A 26,675-nucleotide genomic window follows, 5' to 3' on the forward strand; every position below is an offset into this window, starting at 1 on the left:
CTCCCCGGGAACCGGACGTTCGTTGGGCTCGGGTCAATGGGCCGTCGAAAGTCGGTCCCGTGAGGCGGCACCCCGACGAATTGGGGTGTGTCAGGGCGTCGCCGGGGGTCCTACAGAGACTTGCGGGCCGCCGGAACCGCCAGTTCCGCCGTAGTCTCCGGGTAGTGGCACGCCGTCAGGTGGCCCTCACGGTTGCCCTCGACCTGGACCAGCGGCGGGGCCTCCGTCGCGCACTTCTCCGTGGCCTTCCAGCAGCGGGTGCGGAAGCGGCAGCCCGACGGCGGGTTGAGCGGAGAGGGCACGTCACCTTTGAGGAGGATGCGCTCGCGGGCCGGCACCTCGTCCGCGGTGGCCTCGGGAACGGCGGACAGCAGCGCGCGCGTGTAGGGGTGGCGCGGGTTCTCGTACAGGTCCTCGCGGTTGGCGATCTCCACGATCTTGCCGAGGTACATGACCGCGACGCGCTCCGAGAAGTGGCGCACGATCGCGAGGTCGTGGGCGATGAAGACGAACGCGATGCCCAGGTCCCGCTGGAGGTCCTGGAGCAGGTTGACCACCTGCGCCTGGATGGAGACGTCGAGCGCGGAGACCGGCTCGTCCGCGACGATCAACTTGGGTTCGAGGGCCAGCGCGCGGGCCACACCGATGCGCTGACGCTGGCCGCCGGAGAACTCGTGCGGGAAGCGGTTGTAGTGCTCGGGGTTGAGGCCGACCGTCTCCAGGAGTTCGCGTACGCGCTTCTCCTGGCCGCCGGGCGGGTTGATGCCGTTGATCTCCATCGGACCCGAGATGATCTTGCCGACCGTCTGGCGCGGGTTCAGCGACGCGTACGGGTCCTGGAAGATCATCTGGATCTCGGCGCGGACCGGCGCCAGTTGCTTGCGGCCCGCGTGCGTGATGTCCTGGCCGCGGTAGCTGATCTTGCCGCCGGTGGGCTCCAGGAGGCGCGTGATCAGCCGGCCCGTCGTCGACTTGCCGCAGCCGGACTCGCCGACCAGCCCCAGGCTCTCGCCCTCGGCGACCTGGAAGTCGAGTCCGTCCACGGCCTGGACCGCGCCGATCTTCCGCTTGAAGGGGAAGCCTCCCATCACCGGGAAGTGCTTGGTCAGTCCGGTGACGTCCAGGAGGGGGTTCGTGTTGCTCATGATCGTGAAATCCCGTCTCGGTTACGTCAGTGCGACCGCGTCGCGGCCAAGTCGGCGAAGAACTCGCGGCGCTGGTCCGCCGTGAGGTGACAGGCGGCACCGCGCCCGTCCGTGACCTTCAGCGGCGGCTGCTCGGTGGAGCAGAGGCCGCCCTCGATCTTCTCCGTGAAGGTGCACCGCGGGTGGAAGCGGCATCCCGTCGGCGGGTTCAGCAGCGACGGCGGCGAACCGGGGATCGGGTTCAGCGGTACGTCGACCGGACCGTCCAGGCTGGGCATCGAGCTCAACAGGCCCCAGGTGTACGGGTGCTGCGGCTCGCGCAGCACCTCTCTCTTGGTGCCGCGCTCCACGCACCGGCCGCCGTACATCACCAGCACGTCGTCCGCGATGTCGGCGATGACACCGAGGTCGTGGGTGATGAAGATGATCGCGGTGCCGAACTCCTGCTGGAGGTCCTTCAGGAGGTCCATGATCTGGGCCTGCACCGTCACGTCGAGCGCCGTCGTGGGCTCGTCGGCGATCAGCAGCTCGGGGTCGCAGACCAGCGCCATCGCGATCATCGCGCGCTGGCGCATTCCGCCGGAGAACTGGTGCGGGTAGTCGTCCACGCGGATGTCCGGCTGCGGGATGCCGACGCGCTTGAGCATCTCGATCGCCCGCTCCCGGGCCTCCTTCTTGGAGGCGCCGGTGTGCTTGCGGTACGTCTCGCTGATCTGCTTGCCGATGGTGTGGTACGGCGACAGCGAGGCCAGCGCGTCCTGGAAGATCATCGACATCTTGTTGCCGCGCAGCTGCTCGAGCTCCCGCTCGGAGGCGGTCAGCAACTCCTTGCCGTCGAGCAGGATCTCGCCGTCGATGGCGGTGCGGTCGCGGTCGTGCAGGCCGAGGATCGTCAGGTTCGTGACGGACTTGCCGGAGCCCGACTCGCCCACGATGCCGAGCGTCTTGCCCTTGGCCAGGTCGAAGGTGAGACCGTCGACGGCCTTGACGACGCCGTCTTCGGTGGAGAAGTGGACCTTCAGATCCCTGACGGACAGGAAGGGCTGCTGATCGGTGCTCGTCACGGGGACGCTCCTGAGGGGGGTGATGCCGGGGGTAGCTGTCGGGGGCGGGGTGGCCCGGGGTCAGGCGAGCCGGATCCGCGGGTCGATGAGGGCGTAGACGGCGTCGACGATGATGTTGGCGACGACGATCGCGCCGGCCGCGACCACCGTGACGCCGAGGAGCATGGGCAGGTCGCTGTTGAGGACGGAGCGGACGGCGAGCGTGCCCAGCCCCTGGAGGCTGAACACGGACTCCGTGATGATCGCGCCACCGATCAGGGTGCCCATGTCGATGCCGAAGATCGTCACGATCGGTCCCATGGCTCCGCGCCAGGCGAAGCGGAAGAAGACGCTGCGGCGTGACAGGCCCTTGGCGCGTGCCGTGCGGACGTAGTCCTCGCTGAGCTGCTCCACCAGCTGTGAACGGGTCATACGAGTGTAGTTCGCGGTGAAGATGATCGACAGCACGATCCACGGGAGCAGCAGTCCGGACACCCAGGCGGCGGGGTTCTCGGTGAACGGCGTGTACGAGGGCGGGTCCAGTACGCCGAGCTGCTGCACCAGGAAGAACATGGCGATGTAGCCGACGAAGTAGATCTGCAGCGACGAGCCGATCAGGGAGAACGAACTGGCCAGCTTGTCCAGCGCCTTGCCCTGCTTGACGGCGGCGAGCATGCCGGTGCCGATGCCGATGATCAGGAAGAAGAACGCGGCACCCAGGGAGAGGGAGATCGTGAGCGGCAGCCGGTCCATGATCGTGCCGAAGACCGGCTGGCTGTTGTTGAACGAGTAGCCGAGGCAGGGGGCGGGACAGTGGCCGATGCCTGCGTAGTCACGGCCGACGAAGATGCCGGACAGCCAGTGCCAGTACTGGACCGGCATGGGATCGGCGATGCCCAGGTTCTGCCGCACCTGCGCGAGCAGGTCGGGGGTGCAGACCTTGCCGCAGGCCATCCGTGCCGGGTCGCGCGGCACGGCGTAGAAGAGGAAGAAGGTGACGGCGCTGATGATCAGCAGAATGACGAGTGCGCCGAGCACTCGACGGATCAGGAAACGGAGCATGAGGGGGTGACTTTCCGGACGGGGCGCCGTCGCCGGGGGCTGGGGTGGAGCGTGGACGGGAGGCGGGGCGGCGACCCGATGGGCCGCCGCCCCTGCGCAAGGATCAGGCCTTGGCGTACAGCTTGCCCAGCGCGACGCAGGTGTCGCCCGAGTTGTAGATCATGCCGCCGACCTTCGAGCCGTAGAAGTAGTTGCGGATCGGGTTGTAATCCGGAACCACGGCCGCCAGCTCCATGATCTGGCGGTCGATCTCGCCCCACATCTTGTTGGCCTTGTCGGGGTCGGTCTCGACGGTGGCCGCCGCGATCGCCTTGTTGACGCTCTTGTTGTCCAGCTGCGGCCAGTTGACGCCGCCGTCGGATATCTGGCTGCCGTCGAAGCAGGGCTGGATGGTCGCGTAGCCGGACGGCCAGTCCGGTCCCCAGCCCGCGGCGAACAGGTCGAACTTGTTGTCGAGCTGGCCGATCTGGCTGTAGAAGGAGGTCTTGTCGACCTGCTTCGTGACCACGGAGAAGCCGGCCTTCTCCAGCGCGTTCTTGATCGTGACGGCTTCCTTGATGGCCCGGTCGGACGCCTGGAAGGCGATGACGACCTTCTGGCCCTCCTTGCCGGCTTCCTTCAGGAGCGCCTTGGCCTTGTCCGGGTCGCCCATCGGCTTGGTCTTCTTGCCGTACAGGTCGAAGTCCAGGTGCCCGGGGGTGAGCGGGGCGATGATCGTGGTGGCGGTCTCGGTGACCGCCGAGCCACCGCGCTGCTGCTTCAGCTGCTGCGCCGGCCAGGCCCAGTTGAGCGCCTGGCGGACCTTGACGTCCTTGATGCGCGTCGTGTTGATCGCGTAGTAGTAGCAGGTCGTGTCGACCTTGGTCATGACGCGCTTCTTCAGCGTGGCGTCGCCGAGCACCTTGGTGACGCGCTCGGGAGCGACCTCGTTGAGCAGGGAGACGGCGAACTGGTCGCTGCCGGAGTCGGCGATGTAGCGGTCCGTGGAGGCCAGCGACTGGTAGCCGAAGCGGAGCTCGAACTTGTCCGGGTAGCCGTTGCGGACCGGGTCCTTGTCGGCGTCCCAGTGCTCGTTGCGGACCAGCGTCATCGACTTGTCGATGCTGCGGCTGTCGATCTTGTACGGGCCGCAGGAGTACGGGCGCTTGTCGTACTTCTTCTGGGTGTCGTGCTTCTTCGGCACGATCGCGAAGCCGCGCATGGCCAGCATGAAGTTGAAGTCGCTGTGGCCTTCCTTCAGCCGGAAGGTGACGGTGTTGCCGTCGACCTCGATGGAGTCGAGGTGCTTGCCCTCGTAGGGGCCCTTGTACTTGTCGCCGCCCTCGAGCCAGCTCTGCGGGTACCGCGGGCCCTCCGTGACGAAGGTGGCGAAGAGGCGCTCGAAGGTGTGCCGGACGTCCTCAATGGTGACGTCGGCGCCGTCCTCCCACTTCACGCCCTCCTTGAGGGTGAAGCTCCAGGTCTTGCCGTTGTCCTTCATGGTGCCCGCGTCGGTGGCGAGGTCGCCCACCAGCGTGGTGTTGCCCTTGGAGTCGAGCCGGTAGCCGGTGAGACCGCGCAGGAAGAGGACCGAGACCGCACCCGTGTACGAGGAGTAGATCTGGGCGGGGTCCAGGTGGTCGCAGTCGATCTGGTCCAGCGTGTAGATCGTGCCGCCCTTCACCGCGCCGGGCATCTCGGGAGCCGGGCCCTGGGAGTCGGCCTTCGTGCCGATGGCGATCTCGGCAGCCTTGCCCTTGGGAGCCTTGGTGCTGGAGCCGTTGCCGCTGCTGCCGCCCGCGTTGCCGCTGCTGCACGCGCTCAGGACGGTGGTCGCTCCCGCTGCCACACCGGTGGCGATCAGGAAGTTTCTGCGGGAAAAGGACATGGCTTACCTGCCTATGGGTGGATGGACAAGAGGGAGGAGCAGCCAGCCGGGCGACGGCGACCGGGCTGGGGCGGGACAGGCGCCTGGAACTTCAGCGCTTGGACTTGGGATCGAGCGCGTCGCGCACCGAATCGCCGAGCAGGTTGAAGGCGAGGACGAAGAGGACCATCGACACGCCCGGGAAGATCATGAAGGTGATGTCGTCGGTGTAGTACTGGGCACCGCGCTGGATCATGACGCCCCAGTCCGGGGTGGGGTCGATGATGCCCACGCCGAGAAAGGCGAGGCCTGCCTCCGCCGTGACGAACATCGGGAGCGCGAGTGTGGACTGGATCAGGATCGGCGTCCAGAGGTTGGGCAGGAGTTCCTTGAAGATGATGCGGGCGGGTGACGCACCCGTCACCTTCGCGGCCTCGATGAACTCCCGCTCGCGCAGCGCCAGCACCTGGCCGCGCAGCAGACGTGCGATGGATGCCCAGCCGAAGGCCGACAGCACCAGGATCAGCGCGGTGGCGCGCAGCGAGGTCGGAATGTCCTCGTCCGGGGCGACGAAGAGTCCGTAGACGACCGGCATGAAGGCGATGAAGAACAACGTGGAGGGGAACGACAGCAGGATGTCGATGATCCGGCCGATGAAGTAGTCGGCCTTGCCGCCCAGGTAGCCGGCGGTGATACCGACCACGACTCCGACGACGGTGACGAGGATCGTGGTGGCCGTCGCGAGCATCAGGGACGTGCGGATGCCGTACAGCAGGAAGGTGAAGACATCGCGTCCCAGACCACCGGGCTCGATGCCGAACCAGAAGTCGCCGGAGATGCCGCCGTTGGGCTTGATGGGAAAGCCCGCCTCATTGAGGAGGCCGGGCATGTCCTGCCCGTACAGGGTGTACGGGTTCTTTCCGTACAACTTGGCGATCAGTGGGGCGCAGGTCGCGATCACGAAGAAGAAGATCACGACATACGCCGATATGACGCCCGTGCGGTCCCGCTTGAAACGGTTCCAGGCGAGTCGTCCCGGAGAGCGACTCTCGGAGCCCTTGGCGAGGGTAGGAGAGGCCGACTTCTCGACGCTCTCGTCGGTCACCTCTAGCGGGGCAGCCGCAGATGGAGTTGGGGGGGTCATGGTGCTCCAGGCCCGATGCGGTCAAGGACTCCGCAGGGCGCTCCCTACGGGCTACGCCGGACTTTTTCAACGCAATTCATTCAAGGTCAATAAATTCTCGACCCCCTTGGGGTTCTCTTTACCTTCTTTGCCTTGGCTTGACCTTAGCGTAACTACGCGTGTAGCGCACTGTGGCCGTTCCGTGTCCAGAATCGGACCAACTACGCCAATCGGGCAAGGGGTTCGATATGCGGACGCCAGAGTCTCGGAATGCGTACATCTGGTGCACGGAATCCAACGGTTCCGCATCGAACGGTAAAGATCCATTGCGTTGATCATCTTCGGTGGCCCGGTCCAGATGCATCCGGGTGGTGCCGCCACCCGGAAGGGTGGGGTGAAATAGCGATACGCCCCGTATGGACCGATATTGGGCGCTAAGGGCGCAGTGCACCGGAGCCGAATTCCCACGCCCCGGCGCCGGCGTCACAGCGCACTTTCGAGGAGGCACTCCATGCGTGGAGCCACGCACGCCAAATGGGCCGCATGCGCGGCGGCGGTAGCCCTCGCGGCGACCGCCTGCGGGGGCGGAGGAGGCAGCGGCGGTGGCGGCAACGGCTCCGGAGTCGTCTCCTCCTCCTGGGGAGACCCGCAGAACCCGCTGGAGCCGGCCAACACCAACGAGGTGCAGGGCGGCAAGGTCCTCGACATGATCTTCCGCGGCCTGAAGCGGTACGACGCCAAGACCGGGGCGGCCGAGAACATGCTGGCCGACAAGATCGACACCACGGACTCGCAGAACTTCACGATCACCGTGAAGGACGGCTGGAAGTTCAGCAACGGCGAGGCCGTCACCGCGCAGTCCTTCGTCGACGCGTGGAACTACGGGGCCAGCCTCAAGAACAACCAGAAGAACGCGTACTTCTTCGGGTACATCGAGGGCTACGACAAGGTCCACCCCGACTCGGGCAGCCAGAGCGCCGACACCCTCTCCGGTCTCAAGGTGACCGGCACGAACACCTTCACCGTCAAGCTCAACCAGAAGTTCTCGACGTTCCCCGACACCCTCGGCTATGTGGCCTACGCGCCGCTGCCCAAGGCGTTCTTCGACGACCACGCGGCCTGGGTGAAGAAGCCGATCGGCAACGGGCCTTACACCATCGACTCCTACACCAAGGGCTCGCAGATGGCCCTCAAGAAGTGGGACGGCTACCCCGGCGACGACAAGGCGCAGAACGGTGGCGTGACCCTCAAGGTCTACACCGACAACAACACCGCCTACACCGACCTGCTGGCCGGCAACCTCGACCTCGTCGACGACGTGCCCGCCTCTCAGCTCAAGAACGTGAAGAACGACCTCGGCGATCGCTACATCAATACACCGGCCGGGATCATCCAGACGATCACTTTCCCGTTCTATGACAAGAACTGGGACACGAGCGGGGCGGCGAAGGTCCGCAAGGGCCTGTCCATGGCCATCAACCGCGACCAGATCACCGACACGATCTTCCAGAAGACCCGCACCCCGGCCTCCGACTGGACCTCCCCGGTGCTCGGCACGGACGGCGGTTTCCAGGACGGGCTGTGCGGCGACTCCTGCAAGTACAACCCGAGCGAGGCCAAGAAGCTGATCCAGGAGGGTGGCGGCCTGCCCGGTGGCCAGGTCAAGCTCTCGTACAACGCGGACACCGGCTCCCACAAGGAATGGATCGACGCCGTCTGCAACTCCATCAACAACGCGCTCGGCAACGACAAGGCGTGCGTCGGGAACCCGATCGGCACCTTTGCCGACTTCCGCAACCAGATCGGCCGGCACAAGATGCCGGGTCCCTTCCGGGCCGGCTGGCAGATGGACTACCCGCTGATCCAGAACTTCCTGCAGCCGCTGTACTACACCAACGCCTCCTCCAACGACGGCAAGTGGTCCGACAAGGACTTCGACAAGCTCGTCGACCAGGCGAACGCCGAGACCGACCGGGCCAAGGCCGTCACGATCTTCCAGCAGGCCGAGGGGGTCGTACGGGACAACATGGCCGCCATCCCGCTCTGGTACCAGAACGGCAGCGCCGGCTACTCGGAGCGGGTCTCCAACGTGGCGCTCAACCAGTTCAGCGTGCCCGTCTACAACGAGATCAAGGTCAGCTGAACCGTCCACGGGGCGCGCCCACGCCAGGGCTCGCCCCGTACTACCTCCGGAGCCCTCATGGGACGGTACGTAATCCGGCGTCTGCTGCAGATGATCCCGGTCTTCATCGGCGCCACACTGCTGATCTTCCTGATGGTGAACGTGATGGGCGACCCCATCGCGGGCCTGTGCGGCGAAAGACAGTGCGACCCCGCCACGGCTGCCCAGCTGCGCAAGGAGTTCGGCCTCGACAAGCCCGTGTGGCAGCAATACCTGACGTACATGGGCAATGTCTTCACCGGCGACTTCGGCACCGCCTTCAACGGGCAGCCGGTCACCGAGCTGATGGCCAGCGCGTTCCCCGTCACCATCCGGCTCACGATCGTCGCGATCATCTTCGAGATCGTCATCGGCATCGCCCTCGGCGTCATCACCGGGCTGCGTCGCGGCCGGCCCGTCGACACCAGCGTGCTGCTGCTCACCCTCGTCGTCATCTCGGTGCCGACCTTCGTCACCGGTCTGCTGCTCCAACTGCTGCTCGGCGTCGAGTGGGGCTGGATCAAACCGTCCGTCTCCCCGGAGGCCACCTTCGGCGAACTGATCGTGCCGGGCCTGGTGCTGGCCTCCGTCTCCCTCGCCTACGTGACCCGGCTGACCCGGACCTCCATCGCGGAGAACAAGCGGTCCGACTACGTCCGCACCGCGACCGCCAAGGGCCTGCCCCGGCACCGGGTGATCACCAAGCACCTGTTGCGGAACTCGCTGATCCCCGTCGTCACCTTCATCGGCACGGACATCGGCGCGCTGATGGGCGGTGCGATCGTCACCGAGCGGATCTTCAACATCCACGGCGTCGGCTTCCAGCTCTACCAGGGGATCCTGCGTCAGAACACGCAGACCGTGGTCGGCTTCGTGACCGTCCTCGTCCTCGTCTTCCTGGTCGCCAACCTGCTCGTCGACCTCCTCTACGCCGTACTCGACCCGAGGATCCGCTATGCCTGAGCAGCCGCCGTACGAGCCAGAGGCACTGCGGGGGCCTGGGGGGTCGGTGGGGCCTCCCCCGGAAGACCTCGCCATCGCCCCGACCGGCATGGGGGGCACCATGGACCTCGGTACCGGCGAGGCGGAGACCCTGGAGAAGACTCCCGGCGGACCGGAAGGCACGGGGCCGCAGGAAAAGCCCAGAAGCCTCTGGTCCGACGCCTGGCGGGACCTGCGGCGCAACCCGGTCTTCATCATCTCCGGCCTCGTCATCCTCTTCCTGGTGATCATCTCGATCTGGCCCTCCCTGATCACCTCCGGCAACCCGCTCCAGTGCGACCTCTCCAAGGCCCAGGAAGGCTCGCAACCGGGGCACCCCTTCGGCTTCGACGGCCAGGGCTGCGACGTCTACACCCGGACGGTGTACGGGACCCGCGTCTCGATCAGCGTCGGCGTCTGCGCGACCCTCGGCGTCGCGATCCTCGGCTCGGCGCTCGGCGGCCTCGCCGGGTTCTTCGGCGGGCTGGGGGACTCGTTCCTGTCCCGGATCACCGACATCTTCTTCGCCATCCCCGTCGTGCTCGGCGGTCTTGTCCTCCTCTCCGTGGTGACCAGCAATACGATCTGGCCGGTCATCGGGTTCATGGTGCTGCTCGGCTGGCCGCAGGTCTCCCGCATCGCGCGCGGCTCCGTCATCACCACCAAGCAGAACGACTACGTACAGGCCGCCCGCGCTCTCGGCGCCTCCCACTCACGGCTGCTGCTGCGGCACATCACGCCCAACGCCGTCGCGCCGGTGATCGTCGTGGCGACCATCGCGCTCGGTACGTTCATCTCCCTGGAGGCGACGCTCTCCTACCTGGGGGTCGGCCTGAAGCCCCCCACGGTGTCCTGGGGCATCGACATCTCGTCGGCCTCCGCCTACATCCGCAACGCCCCGCACATGCTGCTGTGGCCGGCCGGAGCGCTCGCGATCACCGTGCTCGCATTCATCATGCTCGGCGACGCGGTGCGCGACGCCCTCGACCCGAAGCTGAGGTGACCACCGTGCTGCTCGAAGTGCGTGATCTGCACGTGGAGTTCAGAACCAGGGACGGGGTCGCCAAGGCCGTCAACGGAGTCACCTACGGCGTGGACGAGGGCGAGACGCTCGCCGTGCTCGGCGAGTCGGGCTCCGGCAAGTCGGTCACCGCACAGGCCGTGATGGGCATCCTCGACATGCCGCCCGGCAAGATCACCGGTGGTGAAGTCCTCTTCCGGGGCAAGGACTTGCTGAAGTTCAAGGAGGACGAGCGGCGCAAGGTCCGCGGCGCCGAGATGGCGATGATCTTCCAGGACGCGCTGTCCTCCCTCAACCCCGTGCTCAGCGTCGGCGACCAGCTCGGCGAGATGTTCACCGTGCACCGCGGGATGTCGCGGAAGGAAGCCCGGGCCAAGGCGATCGAACTGATGGACCGGGTGCGGATCCCGGGGGCCGCCGACCGGGTGCGCGACTATCCGCACCAGTTCTCCGGCGGTATGCGCCAGCGCATCATGATCGCCATGGCGCTGGCCCTGGAACCGGCGCTGATCATCGCCGACGAGCCGACCACCGCGCTCGACGTCACCGTCCAGGCCCAAGTGATGGATCTACTGGCCGAGTTGCAGCGCGAGCTCGGCATGGGACTCATCCTCATCACCCACGACCTCGGGGTGGTCGCGGACGTCGCCGACCGGATCGCGGTGATGTACGCGGGCCGGATCGTCGAGTCGGCGCCGGTCCACGACATCTACAAAGCCCCGGCGCACCCCTATACGAAGGGGCTCCTGGAGTCGATTCCACGCCTCGACCAGAAGGGCAGGGAGCTCTACGCGATCAAGGGCCTGCCGCCCAACCTGATGCGCATCCCGCCGGGCTGCGCCTTCAACCCGCGCTGTCCGATGGCCCAGGACGTCTGCCGGACCGATGTGCCGCCGCTCGCTGAGGTCGACGAGGACCGCAGGAGCGCCTGCTTCTTCTGGAGAGAGACGCTGGATTCCGGGAGCGGCGGGGGAGCGGGCGCGGCGGGAGAATCCGATGCCTGAGGCGATTCTCGAGGTCAGCGGCCTGGTCAAGCACTACCCCCTCACCCAGGGCATTCTCTTCAAGAAGCAGGTCGGCGCCGTCAAGGCGGTCGACGGCGTCGACTTCCACCTCGGCCGGGGCGAGACCCTCGGCATCGTCGGCGAATCCGGCTGCGGCAAGTCGACGGTCGCCAAGATGCTGGTCAACCTGGAGAAGCCGACGGCCGGGACGATCAAGTACTACGGCGAGGACATCACCCGGCTGTCCGGCAAGGCGCTGAAGGCCGTACGCCGCAACATCCAGATGGTCTTCCAGGACCCGTACACCTCGCTCAACCCGCGCATGACCGTCGGCGACATCATCGGGGAGCCGTACGAGATCCATCCCGAGGTCGCGCCGAAGGGCGACCGCAGGCGCAGGGTCCAGGACCTGCTCGACGTGGTCGGGCTCAACCCCGAGTACATCAACCGTTATCCGCACCAGTTCTCCGGCGGCCAGCGTCAACGCATCGGCATCGCACGGGGGTTGGCGCTGCGCCCCGAGATCATCGTCGCCGACGAGCCGGTCTCCGCGCTCGACGTCTCCGTACAGGCCCAGGTGATCAACCTGCTGGACCGGCTCCAGGGCGAGTTCGACCTGAGTTACGTCTTCATCGCGCACGACCTCTCCATCGTGCGGCACATCTCCGACCGGGTCGGCGTGATGTACCTCGGGCGGATCGTGGAGACCGGCAGGGACGCCGAGATCTACGACCATCCGACGCACCCCTATACCCAGGCCCTGCTCTCCGCCGTGCCCGTGCCCGACCCGGACGCCCGCGAGCACCGGGAGCGGATCATCCTCACCGGGGACGTGCCCTCGCCGGCGAACATCCCGTCCGGATGCCGCTTCCGCACCCGCTGCTGGAAGGCGCAGGAGCGGTGCACGCTGGAGGTGCCGCTGCTCGCGGTGCCCGCGGAGTTCCGGCTCACCGAGGGCCCGGCCGCGCACGACTCGGCCTGCCACTTCGCCGAGGAGAAGCAGGTGGTACCGCCGGAGGAGCCACCGGACGATCATGGCAGCGGGGCGAAATAGCCGTACAAATGGGCACCAACTGCGTTAACACGCAAGCAACTCGGCCGACCCGATCCCGATATACGGACGCGTCAGTCTGAACAACGTACGGCCGTGCGGGTGCCGTAAACGGACCGGGGCGCGCCATGTCGCCCCGGTCCGTTGCTGTACCGGCTACGCCAGGCCCAGGGACCGCTTCAGGAAGTCGACCTGGAGCAGCAGCAGGTTCTCCGCGACCTGCTCCTGCGGGGTCATGTGCGTGACGCCCGACAGCGGCAGTACCTCGTGCGGGCGGCCCGCGGCCAGCAGTGCCGAGGACAGCCGGAGGGCGTGTGCCACCACCACGTTGTCGTCCGCGATGCCGTGCACGATCATCAGCGGGCGGTGCGGCTCGGCGGGCGCGGAGAGCCCCTCGTCGGTGAGCAGCGAACTCTTCGCGTAGGTGTCCGGGCTCGCCGCCGGGTCACCGAGGTACCGCTCCGTGTAGTGGGTGTCGTACAGCCGCCAGTCCGCGACCGGGGCGCCCGCGATGCCCGCGTGGAACACGTCGGGGCGGCGCAGCACGGCGAGCCCCGCGAGCCAGCCGCCGTACGACCAGCCGCGGATGGCCACCCGGGACAGGTCGAGGGGGAAGGTCTCGGCAAGCCCTTGGAGCGCGTCCACCTGGTCGTCGAGGGAGAGCGTGAAGTCGTCGCGGATCGCCTTCTCCCAGGCGGGGGAGCGGCCGGGGGTGCCCCGGCCGTCGGCGACGATCACCGCGAAGCCCTGGTCGGCGAACCACTGCGAGGTGAGGTGCGCGTTGTGCGCGGCGAGCACCCGGGGGCCGTGCGGGCCGCCGTAGGGGTCCATGAGGACCGGGAGGGGATTGTCACCGTGGTAGTCAGTGGGCATAAGCACGGCGCATGGGATTTTCCGTGCGCCCCCCTGTGTGAGGGTCACGCGCGGGGACAAACCGGGATTTTCGGCGTACGAAGGCACGGTCGCCACACGCTTTCCTTCGCGCAGCACCTGCACCTGGGTCCCCGGCTGGTCGATCACCGAGGAGACGAGCACGGTCACGCCCCCGGCGCGTACCGCCGAGTGCACGCCGGGATCCTGTGAGACGCGCTCCATGCCGAGCTCGTTGACGCGGTACACATGCACTTCGCCCGTTTCCGGGGCGGCCGCGGCTTCGCCCGCCGACGCCGAGATCAGCACGTCGTCGTCCGACACGTCGAGCACCGCGCGCACATGCAACTGCGGTCCCGTCAGCGGACGTTCACCGAACTCGAGCACCCGCGCGCCACCCTCGTCGGCGATCCGCACGAGCTGTCCGCCGGGGCTCCAGCACGGCACGCCGGCGAAAAGATCCAGCCATTGTTGATCTTCGTCCGCGTGCACCATCCGGGTCGCCCCGGTGTCCGGCGCCACGGCCAGGAACAGCTCGCTGCGCTGGTCCCGGGCCTGCACCAGGATCAGCGGCGCACCCGACGCCGACCAGTGCACATGCGCCAGATATGGGTAGCGTGCCCGGTCCCACACGACCTCCGTGCGCACCCCGTCGAGGCCGATGACGAAGAGTCGTACGTCCGCGTTGGCGCTGCCCGCCACCGGATACGCGACCCGCTGCGGATCGTGTTCCGGATGCGCCGGATCGGAGATCCACCAGCGTTGTACGGGCGCGTCGTCGACCCGCGCGACGAGCAGCCGGTCGCTCTCCGGCGACCACCAGAAGCCACGCGAACGCCCCATCTCCTCGGCCGCGATGAACTCGGCCGATCCATAGGAAACCGACTCCGATTCGGGCTCCGCGAGCGCGCGGTCGTCCTCGCCCTCGGCGCCGACCACGCGCAGGGCGCCCCCCGCGACGTACGCGACGAGCCGTCCGTCGGGGGAGGGGCGCGGGTCGATCACCGGTCCCGGGACCCGGAGTTCACGTGCCGTGCCGGCCCGCAGCTCCGCCGTGAAAAGCCGCCCTGACAAGGCGAAAGAGGCCAACTCGACCGCCGTGTCGGTGGCGTAGCCGACGACCCCGGCACCGCCCTCGCGGCTGCGCTCGCGGCGCGCCCGCTCCTCCGGCGGCAGATGCTCGATGGCGCCCCCGAGTAGCGCCGCGGGATCGGCTGCGACCCGTTCCCCGCCCTCCGCCACATCGAGAACCCACAGCTGATTCGCCCGGTCCGTACCGGAGCGGGACCGCAGGAACACGACACGGGAACCGTCGGGAGACACGGTGAACGCGCGGGGCGCGCCGGAGGTGAACCGCTGGGTGCGGGCGTACCGGCGCGGGAAGGAAAGAGGCTCGGTCGTCATGCCCTGACCATATTGGCCATGCGCCCCCTTGTGCGGCCGTGCGCCGATCGATGCGCGCGTACGGATAGTTATGATCACTAGCGCTGCGTGGGTATCAACCTGCTGGCTGTTGTATGGATTTATCGACCCCCCATGTCCGACCCCCATACCGGACCCCAAGTCCCTGGGACCTTTGGAGGTGAGCCGCCGTGGCACTCTCGATTTCGGCGGTGGTGCTGCTGGCGATCATCGTCTTTCTTCTGATCAGGAAGTCAGGACTGAAGGGCGGGCACGCCATCGTGTGCGTCCTGCTCGGGTTCTACCTCGCCTCCTCCACAGTCGCCCCCACGATCAACGAGCTGACCACGAACATCGCGGGCATGATCGGCAGCATCAAGTTCTGACCCGCGCCCGGCCGAGTGCCCGGGCGCTCGCCTCGTAGGGTGGGTTCCATGACGGAACTGCCCGACCGGCGTCTGCTCCTGGTGCACGCGCATCCGGACGACGAGTCGATCAACAATGGCGCGACCATGGCCAAGTACGCGGCCGAGGGTGCCCATGTGACGCTGGTCACCTGCACCCTCGGCGAGGAGGGCGAGGTCATCCCGTCCGAACTCGCGCATCTGGCGCCCGACCGCGGCGGCGGGCTCGGACCGCACCGGACCGGTGAGCTGACCGCCGCCATGAAGGAGCTGGGCGTCACCGATCACCGGTTCCTCGGCGGCCCCGGACGTTTTCGCGACTCCGGGATGATGGGCGTCGAGCAGAACCACCGCGCGGGCTCCTTCTGGTCCGCCGACGTCGACGAGGCCGCCGAGTACCTGGTGGAGGTGATCCGCGAGGTGCGCCCCCAGGTGCTCGTCACCTATGACCCGCACGGCGGCTATGGGCACCCGGACCACATCCAGGCCCACCGAGTGGCCATGCGCGCCGCCGAGCTGGCCGCCCGGGCCGCCCTCCGCCGGGATCTCGGAGACCCCTGGGAGATCGCCAAGATCTACTGGAACCGGGTGCCGCGCCCGGTGGCCGAGGACGGCTTCGCCCGGCTGCGCGAGGCGCTGTCGCGGCTGCCGTTCACCGAGTCCGCCACCGTCGACGACGTACCGGGCGTCGTGGACGAGCCGGTGATCACCACCGAGATCGACGGGACCGCGTACGCCGCCGCCAAGGCCGCCGCGATGCGGGCGCACGCCACCCAGATCGAGGTGACCGAGCCCTGGTTCGCCCTCTCGAACCGGCTCGCGCAGCCCCTCTTCACCACCGAGTACTACGAGTTGGTGCGCGGGGAGCGGCCCGCGACGCGGGAGACGGACCTGTTCGCGGGCATTGTGACCGGTCGGGGAGAGGCGGGCGTGCGATGACGACGACCGATCGGCGAGAGGCGGATGTGCGATGAGTACGACGGGACAGCGCGGGAACATGCTCGCCCAGCCGCTGACGCGGCCCTCGGGCCCGAGGATGGCCGCCTACCTGGGACTCTTTGTGCTCGGCGTGGTGGTCGGGGCCGCCGGGGCGCTGGTGCAATCCGGCTGGTTCCCGGGCGGTTTGCTGCTCGCGCTGGCCGGCGCGGCCGGACTCTTTCTGGGCGGCGCGCGGGCGGCCGGGTCCCGGGCCGGGGCCGTGGCGCCCGCGGCCGGCTGGATGGTCGCCGTCGTCCTGCTCACCGCCAGCCGCCCCGAAGGGGACTTCCTCTTCGGCGCGGGAGTCGTCTCGTACCTCTTCCTGCTCGGCGGCATGGCCATCGCTGTGATGTGCGCCACCCTTGGGCGGGGGCGGCAACCGGACGGCTCCGACGTCCGACTTGGCAAGTGACGTACCACTTCGCCGTATCCAACAGGTGCGGGTCCCGTGGGGGTTTCCCTCCCGGGCGAGGTTTGCGCGCCGGACGCGGCCAGTATGGTGGTGCGCGCCGCCGAGCTGCCCGAGATGAGGTCGAGTAAACGGGCGGCGGAGCCAACCGGGAGAACTTGCCTTGAGTCGTGAAACTGACAGTTCGTCCTCCGGGCCCAACGGGCGCGGTGGAGCCGCGTACCCGTCGGGGACGCCGCCGTACGGGACCCCCAAGGCTTCCGAAAGCGGTGCCGACGCGGGCCGTTCGGCCACCGGCAACCCGCCGGAGGAGCGCAAGACCGAGACCACGCTGACGACACGGATCCGGATCAACATCCCCGGATCGCGGCCCATCCCGCCCGTCGTCGTCCGCACACCGGTCGGGGACGCGGACGCGTCCACCGAGGGTGCCGCCGGCGCAGGCACGGAGGCGCCGCGGGGCGTCGGTTCGCCCACGGGCGCGTCCGCGACGACGGCCACCGCGTCCTCCACCCCGTCCACGACCACGTCCACTTCCATGGGCGCGTCCACCCCCGCGGGCAGTCCCGTCGGGGCGCCCGCCGCGGCCGAGGAGAAGACGAGCGACTGGTTCGCACCCCGCAAGTCCGGTGCGCCCAAGGGCGGCCCTGGCGGCGGCTCCACCAACGGGGCGGGCCTGCCGGGCGGTTCGGGTCCCGCGGGCGCGGCCGACTCCACGGGAGCGCAGGGCGGCCGTCCTGGCGCGCCGGGCGGTGCGCGTCCGAGCTCCTCGAACGGTGCCGGTCCACTGGGTGTCACCGGCGGCGCCCGGCCCGGCGGCGCGAACGCCCCCCGCCCCGGCGGGGGCGGCGGCGGTACGAACGGTGCCGGGCTGCCCGGTGCCACCGGCGCCGGACCCGTGGCGCCCGGCCACGGCGGCGGCACCGGTTCCTTCGACGTCTCCGCGGCGCTGAACAACACCGGATCCTTCCCGTCCGTCGGATCCGGCAACGGCGGCGAACCGCGCCGCGACGATCTTCCGTACTTCTCGGAGGGCGGCCCCGCCGGCCCGACCGGCGGTCCGGTCACCGGAGACGGCCCGCTGGCGCCGCCGGCCGGTCCGGGCGCGGCACCGGGCAGCCTGGCCGCGGGCCCGGGCCCGGGCCCGGGATACCCGGGAGGTGTTCCCGGCGGCGCTCCCGGCGCGCCGGGCGTCACCCCGCGCGGCGGCCTCAGCGGTGGGCTCAGCGACGACACCGCGATCCTCACGCCACAGAAACCGGCCCCTGAGCCGGGCGCCGGTGGCTACGGCGGCGGCCCCGCGGACAACGTCTCCGGGCACACCCTGACCAGCGGCATCCCCGTCGTACCGCCCGCCCAGAACTCCCCGTTCGGGCCGGGCGCGCACACCGACGGCCCGCTGCCGCACACCCCGCCGAAGCTGCCCGAGCCGGTCCAGCAGCCCCCCGCCTCGTCCAAGCCGGCGAAGAAGAAGGGCCGCAGCAAGCTGAAGCTCCTGGGCGTCGGCTTGTTCGTCGTCGCCGGTGGCGCCTATGGCGCCGGGCTGCTCATGAACCACTCGGACGTGCCCAAGGGCACCACCGTGCTCGGCGTCGACATCGGCGGCGGCACCCGGGACGAGGCCGCCAAGAAGCTCGACGACGCCTTGGGTGCCCGTACGAACAAGGCCCTCAAGCTGTCGGTCGAAGACGACACCGTCTCGCTCAAGCCGGACCAGGCCGGGCTCCAGCTCGACAGCCAGGCCACCGTCCGCGCCGCCGCGGGCAGTGACTACAACCCCGTCTCGGTGATCGGCTCGCTGTTCGGCCAGGAGCGCGTCGTCGAGCCCGCCATGCCCGTCGACGAGGAGAAGCTGCAGGCCGCCCTGGAGGGCGCCGCGGGCGGCTCCGGCTCGGCGAGCGACGGCACGATCAAGTTCGAGGCCGGCAAGGCCGTCGCCGTGTACGGCAAGGCGGGCAAGGGCATCGACGTCGCGTCCTCGATGCAGGCTGTGGAGGACGCGTACCGCACCCAGGTGGAGACCGGCACGGCCACGCCGGTCAAGGTCGCCACCAAGACCCGTCAGCCGACGGTGTCGAACGCCGAGGTCGACCGGATGATGACGAAGTTCGCGAAGCCGGCGATGTCCGCGAACGTCACGGTGCGCACGGACGCCGTCCACACCATCTCCTTCAGCCCGCAGAACTCCATCTGGAAGTTCCTGAGCGTGCAGGCGGTCAACGGCAAGCTCGTCCAGCACTACGACCTCAAGGTCCTCAAGGAGCTGTACGGCGGTGCCTTCGACGGGGTCACGATCACCAAGGGCGACGGCAGCAAGAAGGCCGTGAGCCCCGAGGACGTGGCCTCGGCTCTGGGGCAGGCGCTGCTCGGAAAGACGCCCGCCGACCGCATCGTCACCATTTCCACCAACCCCAGCTAGCGGGCGCCCGCGCTGTCGCTCTGAGGAGGGCACCCGGCCATGGTCTCCCTGGCCGGGTGCCCTCCTGTCGTACGCCGGGACAGGACGGGGGAGACGCGCGGTATGACATCTGTCATCCGCGACTGAGGACACCCGGCACTGCCGACGGCCCCTCCCGCGCCGCCACGATGGATCACATGACAACGACTGGGACGGCCACCACCTCGGTGGTCGGGTTCGAATCGGTGACCAAGGCCTACGGGAGCGTCCGGGCCCTCGACGGGCTGACGCTCGACCTGCACCCGGGCGAGACCGTCGCCCTGCTGGGGCCCAACGGCGCGGGCAAGTCGACCACGCTGGACCTGCTCCTCGGCCTGAAGCACGCCGACAGCGGCGCGGTCCGGGTGTTCGGCACCAGCCCGCGCGAGGCGATCGTCGCCGGCCGGGTGGGCGCCATGCTGCAGAGCGGCGGGCTGATGGACGAGGTCACCGTCGGTGAATTGGTGAAGCTCGCCTGCGATCTGCACCCCAAGCCGTTCCGGGCCACCGACGTACTGGCCCGTGCGGGCATCTCGGGGATAGCCGACCGCAAGGTCAACAAGCTCTCCGGCGGCCAGGCCCAGCGGGTCCGTTTCGCCCTCGCCACGGCCGGTGACAGCGACCTGATCGTCCTCGACGAACCCACCACCGGCATGGACGTCTCCGCCCGCCAGGCCTTCTGGGCCACCATGCGCGAGCAGGCCGACCAGGGGCGTACGGTCCTGTTCGCCACGCATTACCTGGAGGAGGCCGACGCGATCGCGGACCGCGTGCTGGTGCTGCACCGAGGCCGTCTGCTGGCCGACGGCACCGCCGCCGAGATCAAGGCCAAGGCCGGCGCCCGCCGCATCGCCTTCGACCTGGAGGGCCCGATCGACGAGGGATCGTTGCGGTCGCTGCCCTTCCTGACGTCGATGACAGTGTCCAACAGCGGCTCCGCCGAGGGGTCGGGGCAGACCGTCCGTATCCAGTCCTCCGACGCCGACGCGACCGTGCACGCGCTGTACGGGCTCGGTGTCTACCCCCGCAATCTCGAAGTGGCCGGGCTCGGTCTCGAGCAGGCCTTCGTCGCCATCACGGCCGCCGAGGAGGCGAAGTCGAAGTGAACAGCCTCATCAAGCTGGAACTCGCCCGCGCGCTGCGCAACCGCAAGTTCCTGTTCTTCTCGGTGGTCTACCCCTCGGCCCTGTTCCTGCTCATCGCGGGCAACGCCGACAGCACGGCCGAGGTCGACGGCACCGGCCTCACCATCCCGACCTACATGATGGTCTCGATGGCCTCCTTCGGCGCCCTGACGGCCGTCCTGATGGGCAACAGCGAGCGCATCGCCAAGGAGCGCGAGAGTGGTTGGGTACGGCAGCTGCGGCTGACCACCCTGCCCGGCCGCGGCTATGTCCTGGCGAAGACCGCCGGCGCCGCCGTCGTCAGCCTGCCGTCGATCGTGATCGTCTTCGTCGTCGCCGCGGCCGTGAAGCACGTACGCCTGGATGCCTGGCAGTGGCTCGCGCTGACCGGCGCGATCTGGGCCGGCAGCCTCGTCTTCGCCGCGCTCGGCGTCGCCATCGGCTACCTCGCCAGCGGCGACGCGGTCCGTCCGATCACCATGATCACCTACTTCGGCCTCTCGATGCTCGGGGGCCTGTGGATGCCGGCGACGACCTTCCCGGACTGGCTGCAGAACATAGCGAAGTGGCTGCCCACGCACGCGTACGCTGCCCTGGGGCAGGCCATCGAACAGAGCCAGGCCCCGCACGCCAAGGACATCGCCATCCTCGCCGCCTTCTTCGTGCTGTTCGCGGGAGGCGCGGCCTGGCTGTACCGGAAGGACACGCTGAAGGCGTGAGTGCCATGACGGAAGACGCGCGGTGCGACGACGAAGTCCGGTCGGAGCAGCTGATGCGCATGGGGCAGCCGCCCCGCAACCGGGCCGAGCTGCGGCGCAAGGTGCTGTGGATCGGCGTCTGGCTCGTGTTCCTCAGCTCACCGGTGAAGGACCTCGTCTCCGGGCACCACACCACCGGCGGCACCGTGGCGGGCTGGCTCGGCCTCGCGGCCTTCGTCGGGGTGTATCTGTCGCTGGTCTTCCGGAACATGGGCAAGCCGTTCACCGGACGGCTCGTCGTCGGCCTCATCCTGGTCCTGGGTGCGCTCGCCACCCTGCTGTGCCTCACACTCGGCGGCGCGTGGCTGGGCCTCTACTGCTACGTGTCCGTCGCCTGCGGGTCCACCCTGCCGTTGCGGCTGGCCTACGGCGCGATCCCGGCGACGACCGGCGTGATGCTGCTCGTCGGCAGCCGGGTCGACCAGGAGGAGGCCGAGAACCTGGCCCTCCTGGTGCTGCTCATCGGATTCGCCATGACCGGGGTCGGCCAACTGGTCCGTACGACCATCGAGTTGCGCAAGGCCCGCGCCACGGTCGCCCAGCTCGCCGCCAACGAGGAGCGCCTGCGCCTCGCCCGCGATCTGCACGACCTGCTCGGCCACTCTCTCTCCCTCATCACCCTGAAGAGCGAGCTGGCGGGCCGGATGCTCCCCGGCGACCCGGACAAGGCGGCTCAGCAGGTCGCGGACATCGAACAGGTCAGCCGCCAGGCCCTCGTGGACGTACGCGAGGCGGTCACCGGTTACCGGCGGCCCCGGCTGGCCGGCGAACTCGCGGGCGCGCAGGTCGCGTTGACCGCCGCAGGCGTCACCGCCGACCTTCCGGCCGAACCGGACCTGGGTGGCGTCCCCGAGGAGAGCGAGTCCGCGCTGGCCTGGGCGCTGCGCGAGGCGGTCACCAATGTCGTTCGGCACAGCGGGGCCCAGCGCTGCGCGGTGGAGGTCGTGCGGCGTCAGACGCTGGACGGTCCGGTGCTCGAACTGTCCGTGGAGGACGACGGCTCAGGCGGCTCGGGGGGCACCCATGGCAACGGTCTGACCGGGCTGACCGAACGCCTGGAGCAGGCGGGCGGATCGCTGGAAGCGGGTAGGGCGCGGCGCGGCTTCCGGCTGGTCGCGCGCGTACCGACGAAGGCCGCTCTTGCCCTGGGCGGCCACCCCGTAGGATCCGGGGAATGAGCCGCACGATCAAGGTCCTGCTCGCCGAGGACCAGTCGATGGTCCGCGAGGCGCTGGCCGCGCTGCTGGGCCTCGAACCGGACATCGACGTGGTCGCCCAGGTGGCGCGCGGCGACGAAGTACTGGCCGCGGCCCGTGCCCTGGACGTCGATGTCGCGCTCCTCGACATCGAGATGCCCGGCCGGACGGGCATCGAGGCGGCGGCCGAACTCCACAAGGAGCTTCCGCTCCTCAAGCTGGTCATCCTCACGACCTTCGGCCGTCCCGGCTATCTGCGCAGCGCTATGGAGGCCGGCGCCGACGCCTTCCTCGTCAAGGACGCCCCGGCCGCCCAACTCGCCGAAGCCGTACGCAAGGTACTGGCCGGCGAGCGGGTCATCGACCCCACCCTGGCGGCCGCCGCCCTCGCCGGGGGTGCCAACCCCCTGACCGATCGCGAACGCGAAGTCCTGCGCGCGGCGGCCGACGGCTCCACCAACGCGGAGCTCGCCACGATCCTGCACCTGTCCCAGGGCACCGTCCGCAACTACCTCTCCACGGCCATCCAGAAGCTGGCAGTCCGCAACCGCGCGGAAGCGGTCCGCACGGCGAGGGAGAAAGGCTGGCTGTAGGGCAGCGGCCAAGCGTCGTTGCGCTCCCGCCCCGCCCCGCCCCGCCCCGCCCCGCCCGCCCCGCCCGCCCCGCCCGCCCCGTTCTGCCCCTCCGACCCGCCCTGCCCCTGCCCCTGCCCCTGCCCCTGCCCCTGCCCCTGCCCGTCCCTGGGGCTGCCGCTCCTTTCAGGGGCGCGGGGAACTGCGCGACAAGCCCCCCCCCGCAGCCGCAAGGCTGCTACGGGACGAGCAGGGGTCGGAGGGGGCGAAAAATCCCTTCCCCGGCTTCAGTTGAGCATCGCCCGTGCGGCATGGGCCTGTCGGCGCACCCGGGCCGCGGCCGGTTCGTCGACGGCGGCCACCACATCGGCGTACGCGTCGAGTTCGGCGGCACCCCCGAGAAAGTCACCACGCTGGACGAGGAGTTGGGCTCGCTCGTAGCGCAGCCGCGCCGGATGCGAAGGCAGCAGCAGGGACAGCTCCACGGCCCACAGGGACACGTCGGAGCGCTCCGGCCGGGCGGCGGCCCAGGCCCGGATGTTGTTCAGGATGCGCAGCACCACGTCGAGCGGGTCGGCGGGGGAGAGCATCGACGGGTCGAGCGGGGCACCGGTCGCCCCCGCGACGAGCAGCTCCGCATCGGACCCGGTGAGGACGCGCCCCCCGTCGAAGGGATCGGCGAGCACCTGCTGCTCGGTCGGCCCGAAGCCGACCACGAAGTGCCCGGGCAGCGCGACCCCGTACACCGGCGCACCGGCCCGCCGAGCGACCTCCATCCACACCACGGAGAGCAGGATCGGCAGCCCCCGCCGTCGCCGCAGCACCTCGTGCAGCAGCGAGGACTCCAGACGCTGGTAGTCGGCCGGCGCCCCCCGGAACCCGCAGCGCCCGCCGAGCAGCTCACCCAGCGCGGCCGCCCAGGATCGCGGCCCGCCCGGGCGGAACGGCAGCTGCCCCGCCAGCCGGTCCAGTTCGATCTGCGCCGCGTCCATCCCGGCCTCGTCCAGCGTCCCGTCCGCCGCGGCCCCCACCAGCAGGCACAGCAGCGCCAGATCGGGCCGCTCGGCCCGCGCCTCATCGGCGAACCGCCGCCGCACCTCGGCGGCCCGCTCCGGCTCCGGTGGCTGAGGGGAACGCATAACTGGCTCGTGCCCCTTTACACCGATCGATACGAGTCGCCGACACCGAAACCGCCGCTCGTGCCGTTCCGGTGGCCGCTCGACCCGTCTCGGTGGTCGTTCGGCCCGCTCCGGTCACCGGTCGGCTCGTCGGTCCGGCCCGCGGCGCTGTCGGCGTGCAGGCCGACGCCCCGCGCGCCCGGCCGCTCGGCAGCGCCCTCCCCGGCGTCGGCGCCCGGCGCCCACCGGTAGTGGTGGTACGCGTGATGCGGCCCGAAGCCCATCCTCGCGTACATCGCCCGCGCCCCCGCATTGTCGTCCTCCACCTGGAGCCAGGCCGCCGAGGCACCCTCGTCCAGGGCCCGTCGGGCCAGCGCGGCCATGACGGCGGTGGCGAGTCCCTGGCGACGGTGGGCGGGATCGACCTCGACCGCCGCGAAACCGGCCCAGCGGCCGTCGACCACGCAGCGTCCGATCGCGGCCGGAGCCTCCCCCTCGGCACCGGGCACCGTCGCGAACCACACCGAAGGTCCACTGCCCAGCACCTTCAGGGCCACCTCGCTCAGCCCCTTCCGCTGATACCGGCCCAGCCACGCGTCGTCCGCCTCGCGGGAGAGCACGACCTCGGGCGCCTCCCGGTCCCCGATCGGCGCAAGCGAGCCGATCCACAGCTCGGCCGTCACCTCACGCGTCCAGCCGCGCGCCTCCAGCTCCGCGCACAGCAGCTCCTGCGCACCCTCGGCCCCGGTCGCGGTCTGGATGTACGCGGGCAGGTCACGGGCGGCGTACCAGTCCCGTACGTACGTCAGCGCCTCGTCCAGCGGCACGCCGGGGTCGCCGAGCGGCAGGACGGAGTTGGCGCGCCGGGTGAAACCGGATGCCGCCCGCAGCTCCCACTCGCCGAGCCGCTCGCTCTCCACGGGGCGCCACGCACGCGCGGCGACCCGTGCCAGCTCCTCGTACGAGGCCGTCGGGCCCCGCCGACGCGCCGGAGCGGACGGCACGACCTTGCCCGCGACCAGCGCGGATTCCGCAATTTGGACACGCTCGCCGGTCCGGCGTGTGATCAGCAGCACACCTTCGTTCCATGATGTGAGAACACCAACCGTGTCGGTGAACTTCTCACCCTCGGCGGCATCTTTGATCATCCGCCGAACAGAGACACGTTTGCCCACGTCAGCAGGGGTGATACGGACCTCAAGGCGGCCGGACGCAGAGATTTCCACAGGTCAGTTCACCCCTCCTGTTCGGATCATGCCCAAGAACGGAGATACTAGGGGCGGGCATCGACGACGCCGCGCTCCCGCGCGCCAGGCGGCGGAGCCTACGGAGGCCCGCCAGCGCCCTATCGAGGAGGAACGACAGCGTGACCTACGTCATCGCGCAGCCTTGTGTCGACGTCAAGGACAAGGCGTGCATCGAGGAGTGCCCGGTCGACTGCATCTACGAGGGCTCCCGGTCCTTGTACATCCACCCGGACGAATGCGTCGACTGTGGAGCCTGCGAGCCGGTGTGCCCGGTCGAGGCGATCTTCTACGAAGACGACACTCCGGAAGAGTGGAAGGACTACTACAAGGCGAACGTCGAGTTCTTCGACGAGCTCGGCTCGCCCGGCGGCGCCAGCAAGCTCGGCCTGATCGAGCGCGACCACCCCTTCATCGCAGCGCTGCCGCCGCAGAACCAGTAAGCGGCCCGCACACGCGCCGCCTCGGTCCCGTACGGCACGATCGCCGTACGGGACCGAGGCGTTTGCCGTACGACGGCTCGTACGTACGAGAAAGTGAGCCAGAACCGTGTCCGCAGTCTCCGACCGCCTGCCCACCTTCCCCTGGGACAAGCTGGAGCCGTACAAGAAGACGGCCGCCGCCCACCCGGACGGCATCGTCGACCTGTCCGTCGGTACCCCGGTCGACCCGGTGCCCGAGCTGATCCAGAAAGCGCTGATCGCGGCGGCCGACTCTCCCGGCTACCCGACCGTGTGGGGCACACCTGAGCTGCGCGACGCGATCACCGGCTGGGTCGGGCGCCGCCTCGGCGCCCGCGACGTGACCCACCGCCACATCCTGCCGATCGTCGGCTCCAAGGAGCTCGTCGCCTGGCTCCCGACGCAGCTGGGCCTGGGGCCGGGCGACAAGGTGGCCTACCCGCGCCTGGCGTACCCGACCTACGAGGTGGGCGCGCGCCTGGCCCGCGCGGAGTACGAGGCCTACGACGACCCGACGCGGCTGGACCCGACGGACCTGAAGCTCCTCTGGCTCAACTCGCCCTCCAACCCCACGGGCAAGGTGCTGTCGAAGGACGAACTGACCCGGATCGTCGCTTGGGCCCGCGAGCACGACGTCCTGGTCTTCTCCGACGAGTGCTACATCGAGCTGGGCTGGGAGGCCGACCCGGTCTCGGTCCTGCACCCGGACGTGTGCGGCGGTTCGTACGAGGGGATCGTCTCGGTCCACTCCCTCTCGAAGCGCTCGAACCTGGCCGGCTACCGCGCCGCGTTTCTGGCGGGCGACCCCGCCGTCCTCGGCGACCTGCTCGAGATCCGCAAGCACGGCGGCATGATGACGTCCGCACCGACCCAGGCCGCGGTGGTCGCCGCCCTGTCGGACGACACCCACGTCCGCGACCAGCGCGAGCGCTACGCCGCCCGCCGCACCGCCCTGCGCGACGCCCTCCTGAAGCACGGCTTCCGCATCGAACACAGTGAAGCCAGCCTCTACCTCTGGGCCACCCGCGACGAGTCCTGCTGGGACACGGTGGCGCACCTGGCACAGCGGGGCATCCTGGTGGCCCCCGGCGACTTCTACGGCCAGGCGGGCGACACGTTCGTACGCGTGGCCCTGACGGCGACGGACGAGCGCGTAGCGGCAGCGGTGGAGCGCCTGGCGCGGTAGCCGCGCTCCACCCGGGAACGGAAAGCGAAGCGGGGGCCCAGGGAACAGCTTCCTCGGACCCCCGTAGCCGTACAGACCCG

Annotated in this window: 22 protein-coding genes and 1 pseudogene; 15 read left to right on the forward strand and 8 right to left on the reverse strand. The window is 69.4% G+C overall.

The window, feature by feature from the left end; translation table 11 throughout:
* Positions 1-110: 110 nt before the first annotated feature.
* The 5 genes from OG390_RS33690 to OG390_RS33710 all read right to left on the reverse strand — a co-directional run bounded on the left by OG390_RS33690 (position 111) and on the right by OG390_RS33710 (position 6,240).
* Positions 111-1,145 (reverse strand): ABC transporter ATP-binding protein, encoded by a 1,035-nt coding sequence (locus OG390_RS33690; protein WP_406173128.1) that lies wholly within the window; start codon positions 1,143-1,145, stop codon positions 111-113.
* Positions 1,146-1,171: 26 nt separating this feature from the next.
* Positions 1,172-2,209: an ABC transporter ATP-binding protein gene (locus OG390_RS33695; protein ID WP_406173129.1), complete on the reverse strand. Its 1,038-nt coding sequence runs from the start codon at positions 2,207-2,209 to the stop codon at positions 1,172-1,174.
* A 60-nt stretch (positions 2,210-2,269) separates the two neighbouring features.
* Complete coding sequence (locus OG390_RS33700) at positions 2,270-3,250, reverse strand: ABC transporter permease (RefSeq protein ID WP_406173130.1); 981 nt, start codon at positions 3,248-3,250, stop codon at positions 2,270-2,272.
* 103 nt (positions 3,251-3,353) lie between these two features.
* Positions 3,354-5,117: an ABC transporter substrate-binding protein gene (locus OG390_RS33705; protein WP_406173131.1), complete on the reverse strand. Its 1,764-nt coding sequence runs from the start codon at positions 5,115-5,117 to the stop codon at positions 3,354-3,356.
* Between the two features lie 91 nt (positions 5,118-5,208).
* The gene (locus tag OG390_RS33710; RefSeq protein ID WP_406173132.1) at positions 5,209-6,240 is read right to left on the reverse strand and encodes an ABC transporter permease; all 1,032 of its coding nucleotides are present in this window, start codon (positions 6,238-6,240) and stop codon (positions 5,209-5,211) included.
* A 490-nt stretch (positions 6,241-6,730) separates the two neighbouring features.
* Between OG390_RS33710 and OG390_RS33715 the strand changes: the two genes are divergently transcribed.
* The 5 genes from OG390_RS33715 to OG390_RS33735 are packed head-to-tail and all read left to right on the forward strand — an operon-like array spanning position 6,731 to position 12,440.
* Positions 6,731-8,362 carry an ABC transporter substrate-binding protein gene (locus tag OG390_RS33715; protein WP_406173133.1) on the forward strand — a complete coding sequence of 544 codons (1,632 nt, stop codon included), beginning with the start codon at positions 6,731-6,733 and terminating at the stop codon, positions 8,360-8,362.
* A 57-nt stretch (positions 8,363-8,419) separates the two neighbouring features.
* A complete protein-coding gene (locus OG390_RS33720; RefSeq protein ID WP_406173134.1) occupies positions 8,420-9,343 on the forward strand; it encodes an ABC transporter permease in 924 nt (307 codons plus the stop codon).
* Entirely contained in the window at positions 9,336-10,364 is a 1,029-nt protein-coding gene (locus tag OG390_RS33725; RefSeq protein WP_406173135.1) for an ABC transporter permease, read from the forward strand. Before OG390_RS33720 ends, OG390_RS33725 begins: the two co-directional genes overlap by 8 nt.
* A gap of 5 nt (positions 10,365-10,369) precedes the next feature.
* On the forward strand, positions 10,370-11,386 hold the full coding sequence (locus OG390_RS33730; RefSeq protein ID WP_406173136.1) for an ABC transporter ATP-binding protein: 1,017 nt from the start codon (positions 10,370-10,372) through the stop codon (positions 11,384-11,386).
* Positions 11,379-12,440, forward strand: a complete 1,062-nt coding sequence (locus OG390_RS33735) for an ABC transporter ATP-binding protein (protein WP_406173137.1) — start codon at positions 11,379-11,381, stop codon at positions 12,438-12,440. Before OG390_RS33730 ends, OG390_RS33735 begins: the two co-directional genes overlap by 8 nt.
* A gap of 153 nt (positions 12,441-12,593) precedes the next feature.
* Here OG390_RS33735 and OG390_RS33740 read toward each other — a convergent pair whose 3' ends face one another.
* Complete coding sequence (locus OG390_RS33740) at positions 12,594-14,711, reverse strand: prolyl oligopeptidase family serine peptidase (protein ID WP_406173138.1); 2,118 nt, start codon at positions 14,709-14,711, stop codon at positions 12,594-12,596.
* A 188-nt stretch (positions 14,712-14,899) separates the two neighbouring features.
* On the opposite strand from OG390_RS33740, the gene OG390_RS33745 reads away from it, so the two are divergent.
* From OG390_RS33745 to OG390_RS33780, 8 genes are all read left to right on the forward strand, one after another.
* The gene (locus OG390_RS33745; RefSeq protein WP_399087326.1) at positions 14,900-15,094 is read left to right on the forward strand and encodes a hypothetical protein; all 195 of its coding nucleotides are present in this window, start codon (positions 14,900-14,902) and stop codon (positions 15,092-15,094) included.
* A 48-nt stretch (positions 15,095-15,142) separates the two neighbouring features.
* A complete protein-coding gene (mshB, locus tag OG390_RS33750; protein ID WP_406173139.1) occupies positions 15,143-16,051 on the forward strand; it encodes an N-acetyl-1-D-myo-inositol-2-amino-2-deoxy-alpha-D-glucopyranoside deacetylase in 909 nt (302 codons plus the stop codon).
* Positions 16,052-16,082: 31 nt separating this feature from the next.
* Entirely contained in the window at positions 16,083-16,502 is a 420-nt protein-coding gene (locus OG390_RS33755) for a DUF6113 family protein (RefSeq protein WP_406173140.1), read from the forward strand.
* Positions 16,503-16,662: 160 nt separating this feature from the next.
* Positions 16,663-18,918 carry a hypothetical protein gene (locus tag OG390_RS33760; protein WP_406173141.1) on the forward strand — a complete coding sequence of 752 codons (2,256 nt, stop codon included), beginning with the start codon at positions 16,663-16,665 and terminating at the stop codon, positions 18,916-18,918.
* A 167-nt stretch (positions 18,919-19,085) separates the two neighbouring features.
* Complete coding sequence (locus OG390_RS33765; RefSeq protein WP_406173142.1) at positions 19,086-20,042, forward strand: ABC transporter ATP-binding protein; 957 nt, start codon at positions 19,086-19,088, stop codon at positions 20,040-20,042.
* Positions 20,039-20,779, forward strand: coding sequence for an ABC transporter permease (locus OG390_RS33770; protein ID WP_406173143.1), 741 nt, complete (start codon positions 20,039-20,041; stop codon positions 20,777-20,779). Before OG390_RS33765 ends, OG390_RS33770 begins: the two co-directional genes overlap by 4 nt.
* A 5-nt stretch (positions 20,780-20,784) precedes the next feature.
* Positions 20,785-21,996: a sensor histidine kinase gene (locus OG390_RS33775; protein ID WP_406178004.1), complete on the forward strand. Its 1,212-nt coding sequence runs from the start codon at positions 20,785-20,787 to the stop codon at positions 21,994-21,996.
* Positions 21,993-22,607, forward strand: a complete 615-nt coding sequence (locus OG390_RS33780) for a response regulator (protein ID WP_406173144.1) — start codon at positions 21,993-21,995, stop codon at positions 22,605-22,607. The genes OG390_RS33775 and OG390_RS33780 overlap by 4 nt, the downstream gene beginning before the upstream one ends.
* A gap of 266 nt (positions 22,608-22,873) precedes the next feature.
* Here the strand turns inward: OG390_RS33780 and OG390_RS33785 are convergent, their stop codons facing one another.
* Positions 22,874-23,725: a tetratricopeptide repeat protein gene (locus OG390_RS33785; protein ID WP_406173145.1), complete on the reverse strand. Its 852-nt coding sequence runs from the start codon at positions 23,723-23,725 to the stop codon at positions 22,874-22,876.
* A gap of 224 nt (positions 23,726-23,949) precedes the next feature.
* Positions 23,950-24,930: pseudogene (locus tag OG390_RS33790) on the reverse strand (GNAT family N-acetyltransferase); the annotation flags it as partial.
* A gap of 140 nt (positions 24,931-25,070) precedes the next feature.
* On the opposite strand from OG390_RS33790, the gene fdxA reads away from it, so the two are divergent.
* Together fdxA and OG390_RS33800 are read left to right on the forward strand one after the other, a co-directional pair.
* Complete coding sequence (gene fdxA / locus OG390_RS33795; protein ID WP_018089397.1) at positions 25,071-25,391, forward strand: ferredoxin; 321 nt, start codon at positions 25,071-25,073, stop codon at positions 25,389-25,391.
* 106 nt (positions 25,392-25,497) lie between these two features.
* Positions 25,498-26,595: a bifunctional succinyldiaminopimelate transaminase/glutamate-prephenate aminotransferase gene (locus OG390_RS33800; RefSeq protein ID WP_406173146.1), complete on the forward strand. Its 1,098-nt coding sequence runs from the start codon at positions 25,498-25,500 to the stop codon at positions 26,593-26,595.
* Positions 26,596-26,675: the final 80 nt, after the last annotated feature.

The organism is Streptomyces sp. NBC_00996, from assembly GCF_045162675.1.
Classification (GTDB): Bacteria; Actinomycetota; Actinomycetes; order Streptomycetales; family Streptomycetaceae; genus Streptomyces.

What these genes read in the sequence shown, in the direction of transcription:
- OG390_RS33690 (WP_406173128.1), bottom strand. Translation starts at nt 1,145, where the DNA reads ATGAGCAACACGAACCCCCTCCTGGACGTCACCGGACTGACCAAGCAC.
- OG390_RS33700 (WP_406173130.1), bottom strand. Translation starts at nt 3,250, where the DNA reads ATGCTCCGTTTCCTGATCCGTCGAGTGCTCGGCGCACTCGTCATTCTG.
- OG390_RS33705 (WP_406173131.1), bottom strand. Translation starts at nt 5,117, where the DNA reads ATGTCCTTTTCCCGCAGAAACTTCCTGATCGCCACCGGTGTGGCAGCG.
- OG390_RS33710 (WP_406173132.1), bottom strand. Translation starts at nt 6,240, where the DNA reads ATGACCCCCCCAACTCCATCTGCGGCTGCCCCGCTAGAGGTGACCGAC.
- OG390_RS33715 (WP_406173133.1), top strand. Translation starts at nt 6,731, where the DNA reads ATGCGTGGAGCCACGCACGCCAAATGGGCCGCATGCGCGGCGGCGGTA.
- OG390_RS33720 (WP_406173134.1), top strand. Translation starts at nt 8,420, where the DNA reads ATGGGACGGTACGTAATCCGGCGTCTGCTGCAGATGATCCCGGTCTTC.
- OG390_RS33725 (WP_406173135.1), top strand. Translation starts at nt 9,336, where the DNA reads ATGCCTGAGCAGCCGCCGTACGAGCCAGAGGCACTGCGGGGGCCTGGG.
- OG390_RS33735 (WP_406173137.1), top strand. Translation starts at nt 11,379, where the DNA reads ATGCCTGAGGCGATTCTCGAGGTCAGCGGCCTGGTCAAGCACTACCCC.
- OG390_RS33740 (WP_406173138.1), bottom strand. Translation starts at nt 14,711, where the DNA reads ATGACGACCGAGCCTCTTTCCTTCCCGCGCCGGTACGCCCGCACCCAG.
- mshB (WP_406173139.1), top strand. Translation starts at nt 15,143, where the DNA reads ATGACGGAACTGCCCGACCGGCGTCTGCTCCTGGTGCACGCGCATCCG.
- OG390_RS33755 (WP_406173140.1), top strand. Translation starts at nt 16,083, where the DNA reads ATGAGTACGACGGGACAGCGCGGGAACATGCTCGCCCAGCCGCTGACG.
- OG390_RS33765 (WP_406173142.1), top strand. Translation starts at nt 19,086, where the DNA reads ATGGATCACATGACAACGACTGGGACGGCCACCACCTCGGTGGTCGGG.
- OG390_RS33775 (WP_406178004.1), top strand. Translation starts at nt 20,785, where the DNA reads ATGACGGAAGACGCGCGGTGCGACGACGAAGTCCGGTCGGAGCAGCTG.
- OG390_RS33780 (WP_406173144.1), top strand. Translation starts at nt 21,993, where the DNA reads ATGAGCCGCACGATCAAGGTCCTGCTCGCCGAGGACCAGTCGATGGTC.
- OG390_RS33785 (WP_406173145.1), bottom strand. Translation starts at nt 23,725, where the DNA reads ATGCGTTCCCCTCAGCCACCGGAGCCGGAGCGGGCCGCCGAGGTGCGG.